Annotated in this window: 21 protein-coding genes; 10 read left to right on the top strand and 11 right to left on the bottom strand. The window is 61.9% G+C overall.

Annotated elements, in window-relative coordinates; genetic code table 11:
- Positions 1–285 precede the first annotated feature (285 nt).
- Positions 286–471: a hypothetical protein gene (locus J2808_RS21860; protein WP_309820939.1), complete on the top strand. Its 186-nt coding sequence runs from the start codon at positions 286–288 to the stop codon at positions 469–471.
- A gap of 221 nt (positions 472–692) precedes the next feature.
- Complete coding sequence (locus J2808_RS21865; RefSeq protein ID WP_309820898.1) at positions 693–947, top strand: hypothetical protein; 255 nt, start codon at positions 693–695, stop codon at positions 945–947.
- A gap of 99 nt (positions 948–1046) precedes the next feature.
- On the opposite strand, the gene J2808_RS21870 is transcribed toward J2808_RS21865, so the two are convergent.
- From J2808_RS21870 to J2808_RS21890, 5 genes are all read right to left on the bottom strand, one after another.
- A complete protein-coding gene (locus tag J2808_RS21870; protein ID WP_309820900.1) occupies positions 1047–1415 on the bottom strand; it encodes a DUF7793 family protein in 369 nt (122 codons plus the stop codon).
- Positions 1416–1663: 248 nt separating this feature from the next.
- A complete protein-coding gene (locus J2808_RS21875; RefSeq protein WP_309820902.1) occupies positions 1664–1891 on the bottom strand; it encodes a DUF2188 domain-containing protein in 228 nt (75 codons plus the stop codon).
- 400 nt (positions 1892–2291) lie between these two features.
- Positions 2292–2870, bottom strand: a complete 579-nt coding sequence (locus J2808_RS21880; RefSeq protein ID WP_309820904.1) for a recombinase family protein — start codon at positions 2868–2870, stop codon at positions 2292–2294.
- 372 nt (positions 2871–3242) lie between these two features.
- Positions 3243–3749, bottom strand: coding sequence for a hypothetical protein (locus J2808_RS21885; protein WP_309820906.1), 507 nt, complete (start codon positions 3747–3749; stop codon positions 3243–3245).
- Between the two features lie 146 nt (positions 3750–3895).
- Positions 3896–4435, bottom strand: coding sequence for a flavodoxin family protein (locus J2808_RS21890; RefSeq protein ID WP_309820908.1), 540 nt, complete (start codon positions 4433–4435; stop codon positions 3896–3898).
- A 252-nt stretch (positions 4436–4687) separates the two neighbouring features.
- Between J2808_RS21890 and J2808_RS21895 the strand changes: the two genes are divergently transcribed.
- Positions 4688–5527, top strand: coding sequence for a hypothetical protein (locus J2808_RS21895; protein ID WP_309820911.1), 840 nt, complete (start codon positions 4688–4690; stop codon positions 5525–5527).
- Here the strand turns inward: J2808_RS21895 and J2808_RS21900 are convergent.
- Positions 5489–6208 (bottom strand): SRPBCC family protein, encoded by a 720-nt coding sequence (locus tag J2808_RS21900; RefSeq protein ID WP_309820913.1) that lies wholly within the window; start codon positions 6206–6208, stop codon positions 5489–5491. The two genes, J2808_RS21895 and J2808_RS21900, sit on opposite strands and share 39 nt — an antisense overlap.
- A 635-nt stretch (positions 6209–6843) precedes the next feature.
- Between J2808_RS21900 and J2808_RS21905 the strand changes: the two genes are divergently transcribed.
- Positions 6844–7197: a hypothetical protein gene (locus J2808_RS21905; RefSeq protein WP_309820914.1), complete on the top strand. Its 354-nt coding sequence runs from the start codon at positions 6844–6846 to the stop codon at positions 7195–7197.
- Positions 7198–8118: 921 nt separating this feature from the next.
- On the opposite strand, the gene J2808_RS21910 is transcribed toward J2808_RS21905, so the two are convergent.
- Positions 8119–8421 carry a DUF4193 domain-containing protein gene (locus J2808_RS21910; RefSeq protein WP_309820937.1) on the bottom strand — a complete coding sequence of 101 codons (303 nt, stop codon included), beginning with the start codon at positions 8419–8421 and terminating at the stop codon, positions 8119–8121.
- Positions 8422–8716: 295 nt separating this feature from the next.
- Here J2808_RS21910 and J2808_RS21915 point away from each other — a divergent pair, with 295 nt between their 5' ends.
- Positions 8717–8890, top strand: coding sequence for a hypothetical protein (locus tag J2808_RS21915; protein ID WP_309820916.1), 174 nt, complete (start codon positions 8717–8719; stop codon positions 8888–8890).
- Positions 8891–9068: 178 nt separating this feature from the next.
- On the opposite strand, the gene J2808_RS21920 is transcribed toward J2808_RS21915, so the two are convergent.
- Together J2808_RS21920 and J2808_RS21925 are read right to left on the bottom strand one after the other, a co-directional pair.
- The gene (locus J2808_RS21920; protein WP_309820918.1) at positions 9069–9467 is read right to left on the bottom strand and encodes a cysteine hydrolase family protein; all 399 of its coding nucleotides are present in this window, start codon (positions 9465–9467) and stop codon (positions 9069–9071) included.
- A 23-nt stretch (positions 9468–9490) separates the two neighbouring features.
- A complete protein-coding gene (locus J2808_RS21925) occupies positions 9491–9721 on the bottom strand; it encodes a hypothetical protein (protein ID WP_309820921.1) in 231 nt (76 codons plus the stop codon).
- A gap of 95 nt (positions 9722–9816) precedes the next feature.
- Between J2808_RS21925 and J2808_RS21930 the strand changes: the two genes are divergently transcribed.
- The 5 genes from J2808_RS21930 to J2808_RS21950 all read left to right on the top strand — a co-directional run bounded on the left by J2808_RS21930 (position 9817) and on the right by J2808_RS21950 (position 13863).
- The gene (locus J2808_RS21930; RefSeq protein WP_309820923.1) at positions 9817–10743 is read left to right on the top strand and encodes an NADP-dependent oxidoreductase; all 927 of its coding nucleotides are present in this window, start codon (positions 9817–9819) and stop codon (positions 10741–10743) included.
- 88 nt (positions 10744–10831) lie between these two features.
- On the top strand, positions 10832–11230 hold the full coding sequence (locus J2808_RS21935; protein WP_309820925.1) for a nuclear transport factor 2 family protein: 399 nt from the start codon (positions 10832–10834) through the stop codon (positions 11228–11230).
- Positions 11231–11710: 480 nt separating this feature from the next.
- Positions 11711–11986: a hypothetical protein gene (locus J2808_RS21940; RefSeq protein ID WP_309820926.1), complete on the top strand. Its 276-nt coding sequence runs from the start codon at positions 11711–11713 to the stop codon at positions 11984–11986.
- 120 nt (positions 11987–12106) lie between these two features.
- Positions 12107–12469, top strand: a complete 363-nt coding sequence (locus J2808_RS21945; protein ID WP_309820928.1) for a YciI family protein — start codon at positions 12107–12109, stop codon at positions 12467–12469.
- 638 nt (positions 12470–13107) lie between these two features.
- On the top strand, positions 13108–13863 hold the full coding sequence (locus J2808_RS21950) for a GAF and ANTAR domain-containing protein (protein WP_309820929.1): 756 nt from the start codon (positions 13108–13110) through the stop codon (positions 13861–13863).
- 338 nt (positions 13864–14201) lie between these two features.
- On the opposite strand, the gene J2808_RS21955 is transcribed toward J2808_RS21950, so the two are convergent.
- Together J2808_RS21955 and J2808_RS21960 are read right to left on the bottom strand one after the other, a co-directional pair.
- Positions 14202–14588: a VOC family protein gene (locus J2808_RS21955; protein WP_309820931.1), complete on the bottom strand. Its 387-nt coding sequence runs from the start codon at positions 14586–14588 to the stop codon at positions 14202–14204.
- Between the two features lie 174 nt (positions 14589–14762).
- Complete coding sequence (locus tag J2808_RS21960) at positions 14763–15194, bottom strand: DUF309 domain-containing protein (RefSeq protein ID WP_309820933.1); 432 nt, start codon at positions 15192–15194, stop codon at positions 14763–14765.
- Positions 15195–15642 lie beyond the last annotated feature (448 nt).

Here is a 15642-nt window from a genome sequence, read left to right on the forward strand (position 1 = left end):
CGGACGTCCGTTCAGACGGCCGTGGTGAGCCGGGTAGGGCGGGCCGAGTGATGGATTGTTTGAGCCTTGTATTGGGACTGCCGGCGGAGGTTCGGGTCTTGTAACTTGGTGGCGATGTGGGTTCGGCAGCTGCATCGGCGGGAGGTGCTGCGTACTTCGGAACCGGCTGCACGCATCGGGACGCCGCAGTGGATGTACCGCCCACCGAACTGCAGTACGTCAGCTGCTGCGGAGGGTCCGGGCCGGTTCAGGACCGCGGCCACCTGGCTAACTGAAGCCTCTTCAGTGTGCACCCCCGCCGTCGTCGAGGCCGGACGCGATTCCATCCCGGTGATGATCATCGACAGCCCCGAGGAAGCCGAACGCATCGTGACGCAGGTGGTTTCCCACCACCCTGACATCGAGCCTACCGTCGAGCACACACCGCGTCTCTGCATAGCGGAAATGGCGGTTAGGGCCTACGGCCGATGACGCGAAAGCAGCCAGTAGTAGTAGCACAAGGAGGGTGGCTGGTGGCGCGCGGAGAGGCTGCTGCCAAGGAGTCGTGCCAATCAAGCTGGCCCTTCGCTGTTTAACCGCTCACGGGGAAGCGGACCTACACTCACGCACCCCAGAAATCATGCGGCGGAAACTTTCCTGCAACCTCGGGCGTGCAGTCTGTAAGCACGGGACGATTCAGAAAGGACCCGATCATGAACGCAGCTGAAAAGACCATTGTCAGTTCCTGCCGCGACTTGGCGGCCGGGGACGACATCGACGCCCGATACAAGGGCGCCCTCGTACACCGGGGACGGGTCACAGAGATAGCGCCCGAGCACGGGCTGTTCTGGATCATGGACGACCTCACAGGCAGGCGCCGGCTGTTGGACATGGCTGAACTGGAGATTCTCCGCGTCCAGCGCCCGATGATCCCTAACGAAGCTGACACGAACCCTACCGCCGCGTGAACCGTCACGCCTGGAGCCATTTCCCCAAAGGCCAGCCAGGCTGGATTCTGGTAGTGCGATCCTCGGCCGCGGGGTGGACAGGATAGCGGCGATCGGGTTCTAGCCAGGTTCTGTGAGCCACGCCGTGGCCTGGGTTGTTGAGGTAAAGAACCGGGTCGGGCAAGCAGGTCTGTGTCGTGCGCTGTAGAAGGCGGCGATGACTTCGTCAACAGGCGAGTCCCCGACGAGAGCTGTCCGGGTCAACGGCCACTCGTTGGCGAAGACATCACCTGCCTGCCGGGTGGGGCTTGAGCCGCTGACTTCCATCAGGACCGGGAGCACCTGCCCGGCACTCAGTTCGTTGATTTTTGTGATGGCGGCCCTGGCGGCGCTTTCATCGATCCGGCCCACTGGGCTCCAGCGAAGCCGCAGAAAGTTTCCGCACAGCTCCACCGTGCCGACTGGGGCCCCCATGCTCTGGTCTGTCATGTCACTGAACTCCTGAAAGAACCCCGTTGAACCGCGGTTGTGGTCCCGGACGAAGCCGGCCCCTGCCGAAGAAACCCGCCGAGGGGGGACGTCGGGCTTCTACGGAAGACCTTAAACAGGAAGGTCCGAAACATCGACTGGATTTACCCGCCAGTCAAACACGCAGGAAGCGCACGGAATGCAGGAAGGATCAAGGAAATGTTGCCAACCGCACCTGGAGTCCATGCGCTGAGGCCCGAAAGCTTGATTTAGCCCTGGATGTTCCGCGGGTCGTTGCCGTGGCTGTTCTTTTCACCGATCTGGCCGTCCTGGTTTTTGATGATGTGCTCCACACCATCAGCCTTCGCCGCGTCCCGGCCAGCGGCGACTGCTTCATCCTTTGTGCTGTAGCCGGCACCGAAGGCCCGGCCGGTACCTTCGCGCTTGTTTTTCCACGCGCCGTCCTCGTAGTACGTCTCGATATCACCCTGGGCCATTGAAATCTCCCTCTCTGATTGAACTGCGTCAATGTAGGAATCGTGCAGACAGCAGAAAACCCCGCAGCACGAATCAAGTTATGCGGGGTCTTCCTAGCGCCGGCTCCGCATGATGGGGGACATGCGGAGAAGCAGACACCAATGTAATAGAAAGCAAGCTTACTTTCCAAATGCATGGCCATGGACGACCGGCATTCGATCCGGGCGGGTGAGGCGATCAAGGTGCCGGGTGGCAGTTTCAGAAGTCGTCTGCACTGCCTTCCGCGGAATTGCGGGGGCTTGTGCAGACGAGTGTTGACACGGAAATGTCAGAAGTCCTGTGCACGGAACCGCATTCCGCTCATTAGTCCTCTGCACCAAACATCACTTTTCAGAAGTCGCCCGCACCAACCTGCAGGAACTACCGCTTTGAAGCCACAGCAGTGCCTGCGGCCGGGACCCACCGGTAGAGCGTCGGCACGGAGACGCCGAGGCTGTTGGCCACTTCCCGGGGCGGGGTTCCCTGGTTGAGGAGTTTGCGGGCTGAGCGGATCTTGGCTTCCGTCATGATGCGTTTGCGGCCGCCTACTCGTCCCTGTTCCCGCGCGGCCCGGAGTCCGGCCTGGGTGCGTTCGACCATGAGCTCCCGTTCCATCTGGGCCAGGGATGCCATCACGTTGAAGAAGAAGCGCCCGGAGACCGTAGTGGTATCGATTGCATCGGTGACTGACGAACCTACGCCGCGGTTATTCAGGCCGCCGGCGAAGTCCAGGAGATCTATCACGCTCCGACCCAAGCGGTCCAGCTTCCACACCACCAGAGTGTCACCGTCACGCAGGGTGTCCAGCGCTTGGTCGAGTCCGGGGCGCTGGGACGTGGTGCCGCTGATCATGTCTTCGTAGATTTTGTCGCATCCGGCCTTCTTCAGGGCGCTGATCTGCAGGTCCAGGTTCTGGTCCCGCGGGGAGACCCGGGCGTAGCCGATGCGGTGTGTGGTCATGGAGTGTTCTCTTCTCAAAACTCAATCCGGGGCGTGGCTTCGACTGTGCCGTTTCGAGAACTATTTGTGAGAACGACGGGCCCTGAGCCCGGCTTTTTCGTCTGCACGGCGGTTTTCCACAGAAAGAAGCCCCTTCGCAGCTGCTCGCCACGAACACCACGATTCTCAAATCAACCTGTTCTTGAAATCCTTCGTTTCCGAGAGAGGTGAGGATTTCAGCTGTTTATAATGCCACCCACCGTACGGACGAGAGCTCGGGAACCAACCCTGCTCGGGTGTTCAACGTTTGTTACAAGCGCTCACACTCCCTGGGTATGTAGGTTCGGATCGGCGCATAGCCCAGATTGTCCCACTCTTCGCTGACGTTCTCTTCTATGTGTGATCGAGTTGGTCGTCTCTTTGCTCGGCTCTGGCCTTGATCCCTTGGAGCATCTCCCTCATCATCGGGAAGTCCCCGAACTCGAGCAGGGTCACCGTGAGGATCACGGAGGGGCTGGGGCGGTAGCGCTGCTTCAGGCGCGTCACGAGTCGGGTCCGTCCAAGGGGGAGCCTGGTCAGTTGCCAGGCCCATGATGAGTCGGGCTTGGACCAGACGAGGGACTCGGGCCGGTGGGCCGCTGCCACCCTAAACGAGGTTGAGGGGGTGGCCCGGCCGGTCATCGGCGCGGTCACGTCTCCAATCCGCGGGTGCGGCCATTCGGGCGGAATCTTCTCCGCGCTCGGTTCCCCAAGAGAATCGAGCAGGTCATATGTGTAGAAGCCCGCCCTGCGGAACCCGACCTGCACCAGCCAGGGCCAAATCAGTTCGGGATCTGCTTCTATGGTGATCGCTCGCGTTGCGGTGAAGTGGGACACGGGTACGAGTTCGTCCCCAGGCATAGGGCCGGCGACCTCTTCGGCGGTAGCGCCCCAGCGCACGCGGCGACAAAGAGCGGGATGGCCTTGGTTACATCGGCAACCTGGCGTAGCCTCAAGGGAAATTTGCCTGCCCGGCTACTGCGCTGCGTGGTCATGTGCCTGTTCCGTCAGTTGCGTTGCTGCTCATCCTTCAGGCTTGAGGCCAGCGTCTGGCCCCATTTCCGTGCCCGGTCCAGCTCTCCGGGGAGGAGGTCGCTGTCTCCGCTGACCAAAAAACTCTCAGGATCGGCGACAAGTTCGAAACCGTGCTGTTTGAGTTTTTTCCCGATGCCTTTGGAAGCGTGCCCCGTCAATAGTTCTGGCATGTCGACCCGAGTATCGAAAGCTGCTGCCCTGCCCGAGGAGGGGTCCAGTGAGTCTAACCACTCACGCACGCCAGGGCCTTCGACCGACGGGTCAAGGATCAGTTCCTTCGCCCCGCTGCGGGCGTCTTTCACTGCTGCCTGACGCGTTTGTGAGCGAGTCATGCCGTGGGCATGGGTGGGTCCCCCGATAACCAGCAGATCAAGGCCCTTTAGGTCCATCCGTTCCGCCTCGCCTGTGGAGAAGACCTCCGTCGCCGCCATCGGCCCAAGCCCCTCTGCAATTGCCTCTGCAACCCTATGCGTGTTGCCATACATCGATTCGTAAACCACCGCTGCTTTCAATGTCCCGCCTCCGAGCTGCAATTTTGTCCGCGCGTCCACCTTTGAAAACAGACACCGGTCGGGTCCGCGACACCACCGTCCCTTATGCAAGGCGTACATGTAATCGTCTGCGGGTGCAAGGGTCTCCACACTCCCTCTCGATGAGGTCTTGTGACTATCGCTGCCGGCACTGATGCTTAGAGGGCTGGTCGACCACCCGGTCAAAGGCCTGAAGGGAACTTCAGTGCCCTCCCTCCTGCCGAAAGGTCAACCTTGCTCACCCATATAAACTTCCACCGGATTCTTTGGGCGATCACTGGAGTACTCACACTGGCTGCAGCGGCTATAGGGCTGGGGAACCCGCGGATTTACGACCACATTGTCAGTGAAGAGCTCATCCCCGGGGCGTATTCGCAGGACCTGCTCTCCGCCGCCGCCGCGCTCGGGCTCCTGTATCTGGCCCTCACATCACATGCCGACCGACAGAAGCACCAGATCGTTGCCCTGGGGCTTCTGGGCTATCTGTTCTACGCATACGGGATCTACGTGATCGAGCGCGCCTACAACGGTCTGTACCTCGTCTATATGGCGATCTTCACCCTGGCTTTCTGGAGCTTGGTCTATGCCGGCGCCTACCTTCGTCGTGACCTGCCCCAACCCGCCCTCATCAAGACGTTTCGCAGGGTATCCGCCTCCGGTGCCATCCTCCAGCCCCTCATCTTTTACCCGCTCTGGATCGGGATGCTTCTGCCCTTGATGCGAACCGGGGAGCAGATCGATTCCCTCTACTCGATCTTCGTCCTGGACCTGTGCTTCGTCATGCCCGCCTTCCTGATCCTGTCCGTTCTGACGTATAGAAATCACGGAACCGGGCTGCTCCTGCTGCCGGCCGCCTACGTCCTCGGCTTCACCCTCATTTTCTCCCTGGCCGTGGGTGAACTGGTTAAGCCCATGTTCAACGCCACACTGGTCCCAGCTGCGTTCTGGCCGGCACTTGCGCTGTCCCTGCTGTTCCTTGTCCTCGGCATCCTGCACCTGAGCAAGCTGCAAGTTGGAGCCGTAACAGGGAGCCGCTTAGAAGGTGCGTTGGGCCCGGTCCCGGATGCCCAGTAGCATCTTGCGTTCCATGAGGAGCTGTATCGGCTCGAGCAGGACTCGCAGGGCCAGCCCCAGAGCCGTTGACGTATAGCCGAAGCGGGTCCTGGACACGAGCCGGGTGGTGCGTTCGTCCACGGCCCGCAGTATGAACGTCCAGCTCAGGTCCAGCCTCTTGTCCGGTGCCGGCGCGCCGGGTGGGCTGATGGCCCCCGTGAAGTAGTTCATTGTTCCGCCCAGACCCAGCACGGCCTCCGGCTCAAGCAGCCGGACCGGGACACCGCCGTCGGGATGCAACGGGATAATGTCGCCGACTTTCAGCTGCTGGAATTCGGGCAGGATCCGATCAGAGCTGTGGATGCCTAGTCCGATGGCGTTTTCGAAGGCGTCGTAGGAGTACAGCCCGCCGCGGCCGGCACCCATTTGCACCAGCCAGGGCCACACTCGGGAGACCGGTGTCTTAATGGTGACGGCACGGGTGAACTGCAGTCGGGCATCCGCTACGAGGCCGTCACCGGGTAGCGGGGCGGCCGCCTCTGTGGGCGTGGCTCCCCAGCGCATCAGCCGGGGGCGTACGCCGAGAATATACACGGCCACACCCAACGACGTTGCAACGACCGCTGCGGCCAGGGGTCTCCTGCGCGATACGTCCGCGGGAGTCCTTCGCTCCGGCATCCCGTTTTCGTACAACGTGCTCATGGAGCCACCTCGTCCGTATGTTCCGATGAACGCTACACACGTGGGGCTCCTGTGTATACGTCAGGTAGAGGAACCTTTCCTTGGTTCCTCCCTTAGCTCATGACTTGTTGGTCGACCCACCGTTCTAGCGGTGGCACGAGCAGCAGCGCGCCCACGAGACCGACCATTAGTACGTGCACGAACGCATTCCATGCGGTCGTTCCGATTGTCTCGCCGGCGCCTACTTGACCCGCCGCCGGGTCGGGAGCCGCAACTTCTACGAGCTACATCCGAACCAGCCGATCCGACGGGAAGGTCTGGACGAGGTCGCGGTCGGTGAAATTCTGGACGTCCTCAGGCGGGAGTGAGAAAAGGCAACCCAACACCCGCCCTCCACGGTCACGCTGAACGGCACGTCCTGAGTCCCGTTGTAGTGGAGTCGTCGCAAACGATGTGCAGCTGCGCAACATCGGAGTTATCGGCTATGCCCTCGTCTTTCCCGTCACGGCAGCCCTGTTGGCCATCCTTTCCACGTCCAGTTGCCAAACCCTAACCCTTGGCATCAAGGGACCATTCAATTCCCCTGCCCTGAGAGCCGTGCTCTTTCGGCCGACTTGGGACTCGTATTTCCGGGATCCGAGCACGATCATGGGGGTATGGACGACCGCGGCAAGCGACTTAGGGCTGTGAAGGCGTTCCACACGTTTGCGTGGTTCACCATCGAGGCCTGCATGCTTTACGTCCTGTACTCCGGCATCCGGGGACAGTCCGACCGGAGGGCCGGGACCGCGGCAGCGGTTGTGACCCTGGAGACATTAGTCTTTGCCGGTAACGGATTTCACTGCCCACTTACCGCGGTGGCACGAAACCTCGGAGATAGCACGGGCTCCGTCACCGACATCTACCTTCCACAATGGATCGCGCGAAATCTCCCGGCCATTCACGTCCCGCTAATCATTGTTGCGGTGGTCCTTCACTCGCGGAACCTCTCGGCCCGAAGAAAGCGCTAACGAGTAAGTGGCCCGTCGCCCTTCCTGCAAACCTATATAGGACGACGCGGCTATAGGGCGACGCGGCGGGCCTTAGGCAGGTCTCAACAAAGGATCCCCCAACGGGCGGGCTGTGCAGACGGCTTTGGACATTCTGTGCAGCCGACTTCGGAAACTGACACTGCTGGCCCGGGACAGGACAACGGATCACCTGTCGGAACTCGTTGTCGGAATCAATATTGGTCAGAACGGGGGAGAAGGCGTTATTGACCGTTGGTGGGGGAGCGCGGGATGGCGCGGCTTCGGTGTTGGGACGCGTTCCGGGCGGGACTGACATTGTGGTTCCGGAGGGGATAGCGCCGGGACCGGCGACGGGCTGGGGGATGAGCCACTGGTCGGTGGGAGGTTGCCAGGGGCTTTGTCGCCGCCAGCCTGCCTTAACTCTACGGCGTGACGTGGGATTTGAGGCAGGTGCCCAGGATCCGTTGGATGTTCGGTTGTTCATGAGCGACCAGCCCCTTGATCAGAATGTGCAATGGCTCCGGTCCCTTGAATCCTGTAGGACGGACTTTCCTTAGAAGGTAACTATTTGGCTCAGGTGCTTCTTCCGCGGAGGGGCTCGTGAGACGATCCGGACATGAGTCAAGATGCGAACGGTTATGGCGGCGCGGGTTTTCCCGGGACCGGTGTGAATGACCACGCGTGGGAGCGGGAGCACCGTCATCCCACCCGGGGTCAGTTGCGTGCGATTGGGTATCGCCGCAGGGATGCGGAAACGAAGCTGGAGCAGCACCAGCTTGAAGCCCGGCAGCGGGCTGGGGGAGAGCACCTGGATCCGGCCGGCTAAATCCGGTCATCCCGGGGCCGGGATGTTCAGCGTGCAGCTGTGCCGGTGTGGTGGAGGCTAAGGGCCGCGGAATAACCCGGGCACATTGCTGTGCCCTAACCTTCGCGGTCGAGGCAGTACTTGTTGCCGTCTTGCTCCCTGGCCAGTTGGCTGGGGTGGTGGACTAGGAAACAGGACGTGCCGGTGAACTCGTCTGCCTGGATCGGGACTACCTGGATGAGGAGTTCTCCGTGGGACAGGTCGGCTCCGGGGAGGGTGAAGTCGTCGGCGAGTTCTGCTTCGTCAACGTCAATGGCAGGCTGCGTCGGGCTCTTCTCCGTCTTCAGACCTTCCAGGGACGCTGTGAGCTCGTCCTCCGGAGCATGCCTTGGTTCGTCGTAGTCAATTGCCGTCGTGATTGTTCTCCTTGGTCTGTCTGTGCGTCCACGCTGGATCACTGCCAACCCGGCAGCACCCGAATGTGTTTCCCCCATTGTGGGTGCGGAGCGCATCCGGTTCCGACGCTTCCCGGAGGTATTTGCCCTGTTCTGCTCTACCAGTACGGGGTCTCGTTTATGGTGTCTATGAGGCGTTAGGGGCCGAGTTGCCCAACCGGCCTCCGGATGTTCAAGTGGAGGCCCTTATGAAGTACACCTTGGCTGATGCGCCAAGCCCGGTGAGTACGCGATGAACCACGCACAGCTGTCCAGATTCATGAGTGACCCTAGGGGACCCGAGGAAGTCATTCCCGGCCTTTCCGGTGAAGAACTCGCAGCCCTGTTGGACGCCCTATACCGGAATCTTGATACCCCAACTCCGCACCTCAGCGCGGAGTTCTGGTACGACCTGTGCGTCGAAGAAAGCACCCGCAGGACTGCCGGCCAGTAGGATCCGCGCACCCGGCGGTGGGAGCACCTGGTGCCCGCCACCGGGTGCGGCAATTAGACGGAGATGACGCTGGTGACTGGTCTGCTCCCGGAGCGGGCCTGTTCAGGCCGTGCCTACCGCAATTCCGGCTTTCAGATGTCTTAGCGGCGACGGGCGCTATGGATCTCGATGACTTCCGTCAGTGGGAGAACCCGCTGACCGTATTCGCGGGCGAGGATGTCCTGGACGGTGGCAGCGGCTTCCTGGTCCTCGGATGCGGTGGCGTCGGCGGCGTGGATGACCCGGATGGTGTGTCCGAAGGCATCGGCCGCGCTTTGGGCGATGCAGTTGTGAGTCGAGACGCGGCGAGCACGACCGTGTCGGCGTTCCAGTTCCGCAGGCGCAGCAGCAGGTCGGTTGCGAGAAAGGCGCTGTCCCTGGTTTTCAGGAGATGGGGCAGTCCTGCCGGCCTTAGGCCGGGGACGAATTCTGCCTGTTCCGTGCCGCGGAAGATGAAGCCCTGGTCATCCTTGAGCATGTTCAGCGTCGAGGTCGACTTATCCTCTTCATGCTCCGTCTTCACCAGGAGTACGTTCACGCCGTTCTGCTTTGCCGCGGCGATCAGGGTGTTGCAGGCTTGGACCGTTTCCTCATGCCGGCGTCCCAGGAAGGGGCGGCGCGGTCCCAGTCATAGTCGAGGATCTCAAGAAGCATGGACAGGCTGATGCTGCCGTTGACGCGGACGTCCAGGAGGTAGGCGTGCTCCTTGACTGGGTCCGCGCAGCCGTAGCGGGTGTAGCCGTGGTTATCGATGAGGTGTGCGCCGGCGGTATCTTTTCCGGCGTGGGCCACGCCGTGAATCCCAGTAGCTGGTCCTTGCCCCGCCCAGTGGCCGTTGGGATCATGAGGAAGGCAATCATGCCGCGAACTCAGACGGGGAGAATGCAGTGAAAGCTGTTCAATTTACCGAGTATGGAGAGCCTGAGGTCCTCAAGGTCGTCGAAGTGGAGGCACCGCACGCCGGGCCGGGCCAGATCCGCGTGGCCGTTCGTGCGGCAGGCGTAAATGCCTTCGACTGGAAGATTCGACGCGGGGCACTGGCAGCCGTCATGCCAATCAGCTTTCCGGCCGGGGTGGGGCTGGACGCTTCGGGGGTCGTGGACGAGGTGGGCGACGGTGTGAAGGGGGTCGCTGTCGGTGACGAGGTCTTCGGCAGCGTCCCCATCGGCACCTCCTCCACCGGTGCGGCGGCCCAGTACGCGGTGCTGGCCGAGTGGGCGAAGAAGCCGGAGAGTCTCTCCTTTGAAGAGGCCGCCGGATACCCGATGTCGACCGAAGCGGCGCGCCGGGCGTTGAACGTGTTGCCCCTGGAGTCCGGTCAGACTCTGCTGGTCAACGGGGCCGCTGGCGGCGTGGGCCTGGCCGCCGTCCAATTCGCCCTCGCCAGCGAAGCGACCGTCATCGGCACGGCCAGTGAAGGGCATCACGAGTATCTGCGCTCCCTCGGTGCGATCCCGACAACGTACGGCCCTGGCCTGGTCGACCGTGTGTGGGAGCTTGCCTCGCGTGGCGTCGATGTCGCGTTGGACGCGGTGGGCTCCGGGGTTCTGCCGGAGCTTATCGAGCTCACAGGCAGCGCCGGGAAGGTCATCACGGTCGCCGACAACCGGGCCGCCGAGTATGGCGTGCGGCTAACCGGCGGAATAGGCCCGGACCGCGCGGCGGAGGCGCGCGCCGAGGCGGCGGATTTATTCGAGCAGGGAAAGTTTCGGCTGCCGGTCGCAGAAACCTTTTCCTTGGACAACATCTCGGCCGCTCACGCGAAAAGCGAACAGGGCCACGTGCTCGGCAAATTCATCGTGACTGTGTACTAACGCCGAGTTCATAGACCTGGGAATTTTGCCGGGGACCTGGGCGACCTCGTCAGATGCGCGCACTGCCGCCCCGGAGCATACTGGGGGCATGACCGAACGCGATGATTTCCTGGCCTGGGTGAAGTCAGCCCTGCACGAGGCGGAGCTGGCCCTGCACAATGGCGACTCGGCACCGCGCCGGGCGCTCTGGTCCCGCGCTGAACCAGTGAGCATTCTCGGGGCCTGGCGCAACGCCCACGGGCAGCACGAACTGGACGAACTCTTCATTGGCCTTGAAAGGCAGTTCTCCGACTGCACTTCCTACGCCTTTGAAGTCCTGGCTTTCGACGTCGTCGGCGCCATGGCTTACACCGCCGGCCTGGAACACACTTCGGCCTCCGTCGACGGGGAGCCTCGTACTTACACCTTGCGGGCCACCCAGGTGTACCGCCGCGAAGACGGCGGCTGGAAGGTAGCCCACCGGCACGCCGACACAGTGACAGGGTGACGTCTGCGAGCAGCTGCCGTACGCGGCGGGGAGACGCCAGATTCAGAGACAATAACCCCCAGTCATCCGTCTGGAAGGTGGCGATGCGATCCGCATCGTTACCGACGACCGCCTTCGCCCAAGCCTGGCGACGGCAAGCAACTCCTCGACGATTCCCGGGCGAGCCGGCGAAGAAGTGCCCGGGTGCTCGTCGGAGGAGCTGGTTGCCATATTGCAGTGTCGCAGGCAAGGGCGACTCGGGGAAGCTGCGGCCCGCTCAGGTTCAGCAAGCGCGACCTCGGTCTTTCGCGCCGACCGGACGGACTGCTGTGGACCACGGTCTCTTAAGTACGGGTTCGATTCGAACGTCAGCGTCGTTCAACTGTGGGGGGCCAGGCTGGCGGGGAGGGGGCGGTAATCATCATTTACATCCGGAACCGGCGGGCCTAGATTTGAGCCGTCCAGTGAACTACAGCGACTCAAGGAACGTTAGGACCGGCCATGAATCCCACCCCCAAGCAACCGATCACGGACGATAGCATCAAGGTACGCCAGCTCAGCCATTATCAGTTCAGTTGGATCGCTGGTGACGCCGGCAAACCGGGAACGTGGACCCTGCAGTTGGTCCTCGATCAGGGCGCGTGGGAAGAAGTCCTCACCATCGACGCCGACGACGCAGACAACCTCCAGGACCTGCTTTCCACCGCGGAGACAGTGTTCTACGACGTCAGCCGGCGAACCCTCATGTTCGGTACAACGGCGGCGGGGCACCACTGAAGGACGCGTAGGCGGCTGCGTTCTACCGGGGTCGTGGGGTCCGCTCACAAAGAGGCTGTCTTCCTGCAGCGAGCGTGCGACAGCGACTGCATCCCATCCCGGCAATGGAGGTATCAGGATATGAAGCACTTTCTGCTAAGCATTCAACAACCCGATGGTGGTGAGGCGCCGCCGGAGATTCTGGAACCCATCATGCGGAAGGTGGACGCCTTCAACAGCGAACTCAAGGCGGGGGCGTGGGTCTTCGCCGGAGGCTTGGACCAACCTGTCGCGGCAGTGGTGATCCGCGTTAGCGGCGGCGAGGTGATCACTTCGGCTGGCCCTTACCTTCAGGGTGAGGAGCACCTCGGCGGGCTCTCCATCATTCTGGCCCCCGATCTGGATTCCGCCCTGGAGTGGGGGAGGAAGCTGGCTGGTGCGACGATGCTCCCGGTGGAGGTCCGGGAATTCCAGGGCGATCCAAGTGATCACCAAGCCGCTTGAACCGACGTGTCCGAATGGGTCCGGTCATCGCTGCGGGAGCCTTGGCGTGGACCTGCCCAGAGGGCTCCGAGCAATCCAGCGACAGCAGGGTGATATCTATGCGGCGCAGGGATCGCTGTCGGCGTATGGCTGGTGGTGTCTGCCCGCCACCTTCCATAGCGGGGGCAGTGGTTGGACGTAGCAGTGACTGCGTTGGTGGTGGGGCGCGGCGGCTCGGGCAGTTCCGGACCGGCATCAATGCCCGTTCCCACGCCGCACACCTGCCGTGGCGGTAATCTGACCGTCATGGCGACCCGAAACTCCCCATGCCCACCTGCTCTCATCTAAGGCTAAGTTACCTTTTGTTGAGAATAAGGCATGTGAGACACATTGATGGGACGAGGCAGGGGCTCGGAAGACGCCGGTAGTGCCGCTTCGACCAGCTGAGGACAGGCCGGCGCTCAGGTCTTGACAAAGGATTGTTTACTAAGACAGCATCTTGCTTCCATCGCGGTAAGGGCCCATGACCCTGTACCGTCGCAATGCCGACTGCTGGCTATTGCAGGAGAGGCGGAGCATACTCAAAGAACAGCCGCACGCGCTGCTTCGCCGTCCTCCGGTGCCCCCCGTCAAGGGTTGTTGTCAGGGCCCAATGAGGAATGAGCCCAGTCATCGCCACCGAACCACAGCTGCTGCCCCCAGACCTCGTCGTCGACCACTTGCAGGATCTTGTCCTGAAAACCCGGGATGTAGGGGAGATGCTCGATGAACTCGCCGAGTTCTCCTCTGCCACCTTGGCCGACCCGGCCGTCGCCTTCTGCAGCATCACGCTGATTCAAAGAAAGAAACCAGTGACTGTCGCCAGCAGCGAAAAGCGGGCGAGCAGGCTGGATGAAACCCAATACAGTGCCGGCGATGGACCCTGTCTGTCCGCGATCCGCCAGCAGGTCGTTGTGCATGTGCCTGACCTGACTCACGAGCACCGCTGGCCCGCCTACACCTCCGCCGCGCTGGAGGACGGGGTGGGATCCAGCCTGTCGGTACCGCTGATCCTTGACGGGGAAGCGGAAGCGGGCCTGAACCTGTACTCCACCCGGTCCCATGGGTTCAGTGGTGAGGACATCCGCATGGTCGAAACGTATTCATATCATGCGTCAAAAGCGCTTCGGCTGGCGGTGCGGATCAGTCAGTTGGCCGACGCGAAAACCAACCTCATGGCAGCCTTGGAAGCCCGGACGACCATCGACTTGGCCACCGGCGCAATCATGGCACAAAACCGTTGCAGCCAGGAGAGAGCGTTCAAGATCCTGAGAATCGTTTCCAGCACCCGCAATGTCAAGCTCCGGGACATCGCCGCATCAGTGGTCGCTTCGCTTTCCGAAGACCCGAGCGTCCGGACCCATTTCGACGCGTAAGACAATTCAAGCGGCCTGAAGGGGACGGCGCGGGGTCTCGGGAGACTCCGGGAATCTTTGGCTCCGACCGCTGAGCCTGGCCGCCCTCCGGTCTTGAAAAAGGATCCTTTGCGGAGATGCCTCCCCGTCTCGCCTGTTTCACAAGTTGGTTCCACACGCATCAGGCGGGAACCGGTTTTGGAACAACTTATGAGACAGGCATATTACGCACTCCTTCTGCGTCGAATCGTTCCGGGGAGTGGCAGTCCTTGGATGGGTTCAGCTCAAGGAAGTGGGACAGTGCCTAGGCGGGGGTGCCCCCGGGGCGCGCCAACCACATCAAATCCGGCAACTGGGAATCATGCAGCACCCGATCCATACGGACGCGTGATCGCTTCGAGGAAATGTCCGTCAGGATCCGCGAAGTAGACGCCGCGTCCGCCGTCGTTGTGGTTGATTTGCTGTGGGCGGGACCGTCCCGGGTCTGCCCAGTAGAGGATGCCCTCGGCCTGGATCCTTGCGAAGATTCCGTCGAAGTCCTCCTCGCTGACCAGAAAGGCGTAGTGCTGCGGGGAGATGGGCCGGTTCGCCGTGGCGAAATCGAGGGCTACCCCATGGTCAAGGGGTACGGTCATGAAAGACCACATTGGTTGGGGTTCCGGCAGTCCGAGTACGTTGGCCAGGAACTTCGCCGAACGGCGCTTGTCTGTTGCGTAGACGATGGTGTGGTTGAAAGTGATCGTCATGGTGGCCTCCTTGGGAGTGGTTGTCTGACACCATCTGACGTCCAGCACCCTTAGATTTCAAGAGCGCGTGAACCGTTCTCAGAACCTTCCCCTTAAGGACAAGTTATTGGTCAAGCAAACTCTCAGCAGTCCCCCGGAGATAGTGCCTTCGCCGTGAGGATGCTGGCCGCGAGCTCAGCGGCCGATGCCCATCCGATCACGCGCGCAACTCACAACGGCGGACAAATCGAGCCCATAGGTCGGCCCTTCGCCTGAAGCGTACTCCTCGAGTCGGGCCGCACCGCGCTTGAAGAGCCGGAGCGCGCCGACGCTGTTCCCCCGGGCGGCGTGGGTGAGCCCGACGCAGATCTGGGCGAGACCTTGCCAAAGGTTGCGTTCTTGGGACGGCCCAGCTTTCCATCGGGCCTCAAGTACCTCATGTGCGGCGAAGGGCCGGCCCGCTTCAACCAGGCTCCTGGCCGAGACCAACGTCTCCACCGGCGGCAGCGGCTCCTCGGAGACCGGCTCTACGCCGGCGCTTCCGTACGGCAGCGGCCTTCCAAGAGCGTCACGTGGCCGGGCCTGCCGCGGGCGTCTTGAAGCATCCCGATCCCGGTCGCCGATCATTGCAGTTTCCGCTCTGAGCGTCCGTGGACCTTAGCAACCTTCATCCGCACAATGCTATAGCTCGGCTCTTCGAAACGAGCCATGCACTTCGCCCGGGCCCGCATGCTTTGAATTCTTGGTGTGCGTTCAAGGATCGGCCAACGGGTATCGAGGGTGACATTTAGCGCTGCGAAAACGCCGCCATTTATCGCTGCAATTCACAACGGTCGGAACGCGGGAAGGAGAGTTTTGACGTTGTTTGATCATGCGGCACCCTGACTATTGAAAGGCGGCCGTATGATCCGGAACGTGATTGGCTATGCCCGAGGCAGCACCCGGGGGCAATCCCTGGATGCACAGGTCGGTGCGCTAGTTGTACCCGGCCATTAGGTTAGTGACACTCGCGTGATCGGGGTGCCTTTGATGGCGGCGTGGATGCGTTCAGTGTTGTAGTAGTTCAGCCACGGGT

Source organism: Pseudarthrobacter sulfonivorans, assembly GCF_031454915.1.
In the GTDB taxonomy this organism is placed as follows: domain Bacteria; phylum Actinomycetota; class Actinomycetes; order Actinomycetales; family Micrococcaceae; genus Arthrobacter; species Arthrobacter sulfonivorans_C.

Bases quoted from the DNA above. Each gene is read 5' to 3' on its own strand.
- J2808_RS21865 (WP_309820898.1), top strand. From the start codon at position 693: ATGAACGCAGCTGAAAAGACCATTGTCAGTTCCTGCCGCGACTTGGCG.
- J2808_RS21870 (WP_309820900.1), bottom strand. From the start codon at position 1,415: ATGACAGACCAGAGCATGGGGGCCCCAGTCGGCACGGTGGAGCTGTGC.
- J2808_RS21875 (WP_309820902.1), bottom strand. From the start codon at position 1,891: ATGGCCCAGGGTGATATCGAGACGTACTACGAGGACGGCGCGTGGAAA.
- J2808_RS21880 (WP_309820904.1), bottom strand. From the start codon at position 2,870: ATGACCACACACCGCATCGGCTACGCCCGGGTCTCCCCGCGGGACCAG.
- J2808_RS21885 (WP_309820906.1), bottom strand. From the start codon at position 3,749: ATGCCTGGGGACGAACTCGTACCCGTGTCCCACTTCACCGCAACGCGA.
- J2808_RS21900 (WP_309820913.1), bottom strand. From the start codon at position 6,208: ATGAGCACGTTGTACGAAAACGGGATGCCGGAGCGAAGGACTCCCGCG.
- J2808_RS21905 (WP_309820914.1), top strand. From the start codon at position 6,844: ATGGACGACCGCGGCAAGCGACTTAGGGCTGTGAAGGCGTTCCACACG.
- J2808_RS21915 (WP_309820916.1), top strand. From the start codon at position 8,717: ATGAGTGACCCTAGGGGACCCGAGGAAGTCATTCCCGGCCTTTCCGGT.
- J2808_RS21935 (WP_309820925.1), top strand. From the start codon at position 10,832: ATGACCGAACGCGATGATTTCCTGGCCTGGGTGAAGTCAGCCCTGCAC.
- J2808_RS21940 (WP_309820926.1), top strand. From the start codon at position 11,711: ATGAATCCCACCCCCAAGCAACCGATCACGGACGATAGCATCAAGGTA.
- J2808_RS21945 (WP_309820928.1), top strand. From the start codon at position 12,107: ATGAAGCACTTTCTGCTAAGCATTCAACAACCCGATGGTGGTGAGGCG.
- J2808_RS21950 (WP_309820929.1), top strand. From the start codon at position 13,108: ATGAGCCCAGTCATCGCCACCGAACCACAGCTGCTGCCCCCAGACCTC.
- J2808_RS21955 (WP_309820931.1), bottom strand. From the start codon at position 14,588: ATGACGATCACTTTCAACCACACCATCGTCTACGCAACAGACAAGCGC.
- J2808_RS21960 (WP_309820933.1), bottom strand. From the start codon at position 15,194: ATGATCGGCGACCGGGATCGGGATGCTTCAAGACGCCCGCGGCAGGCC.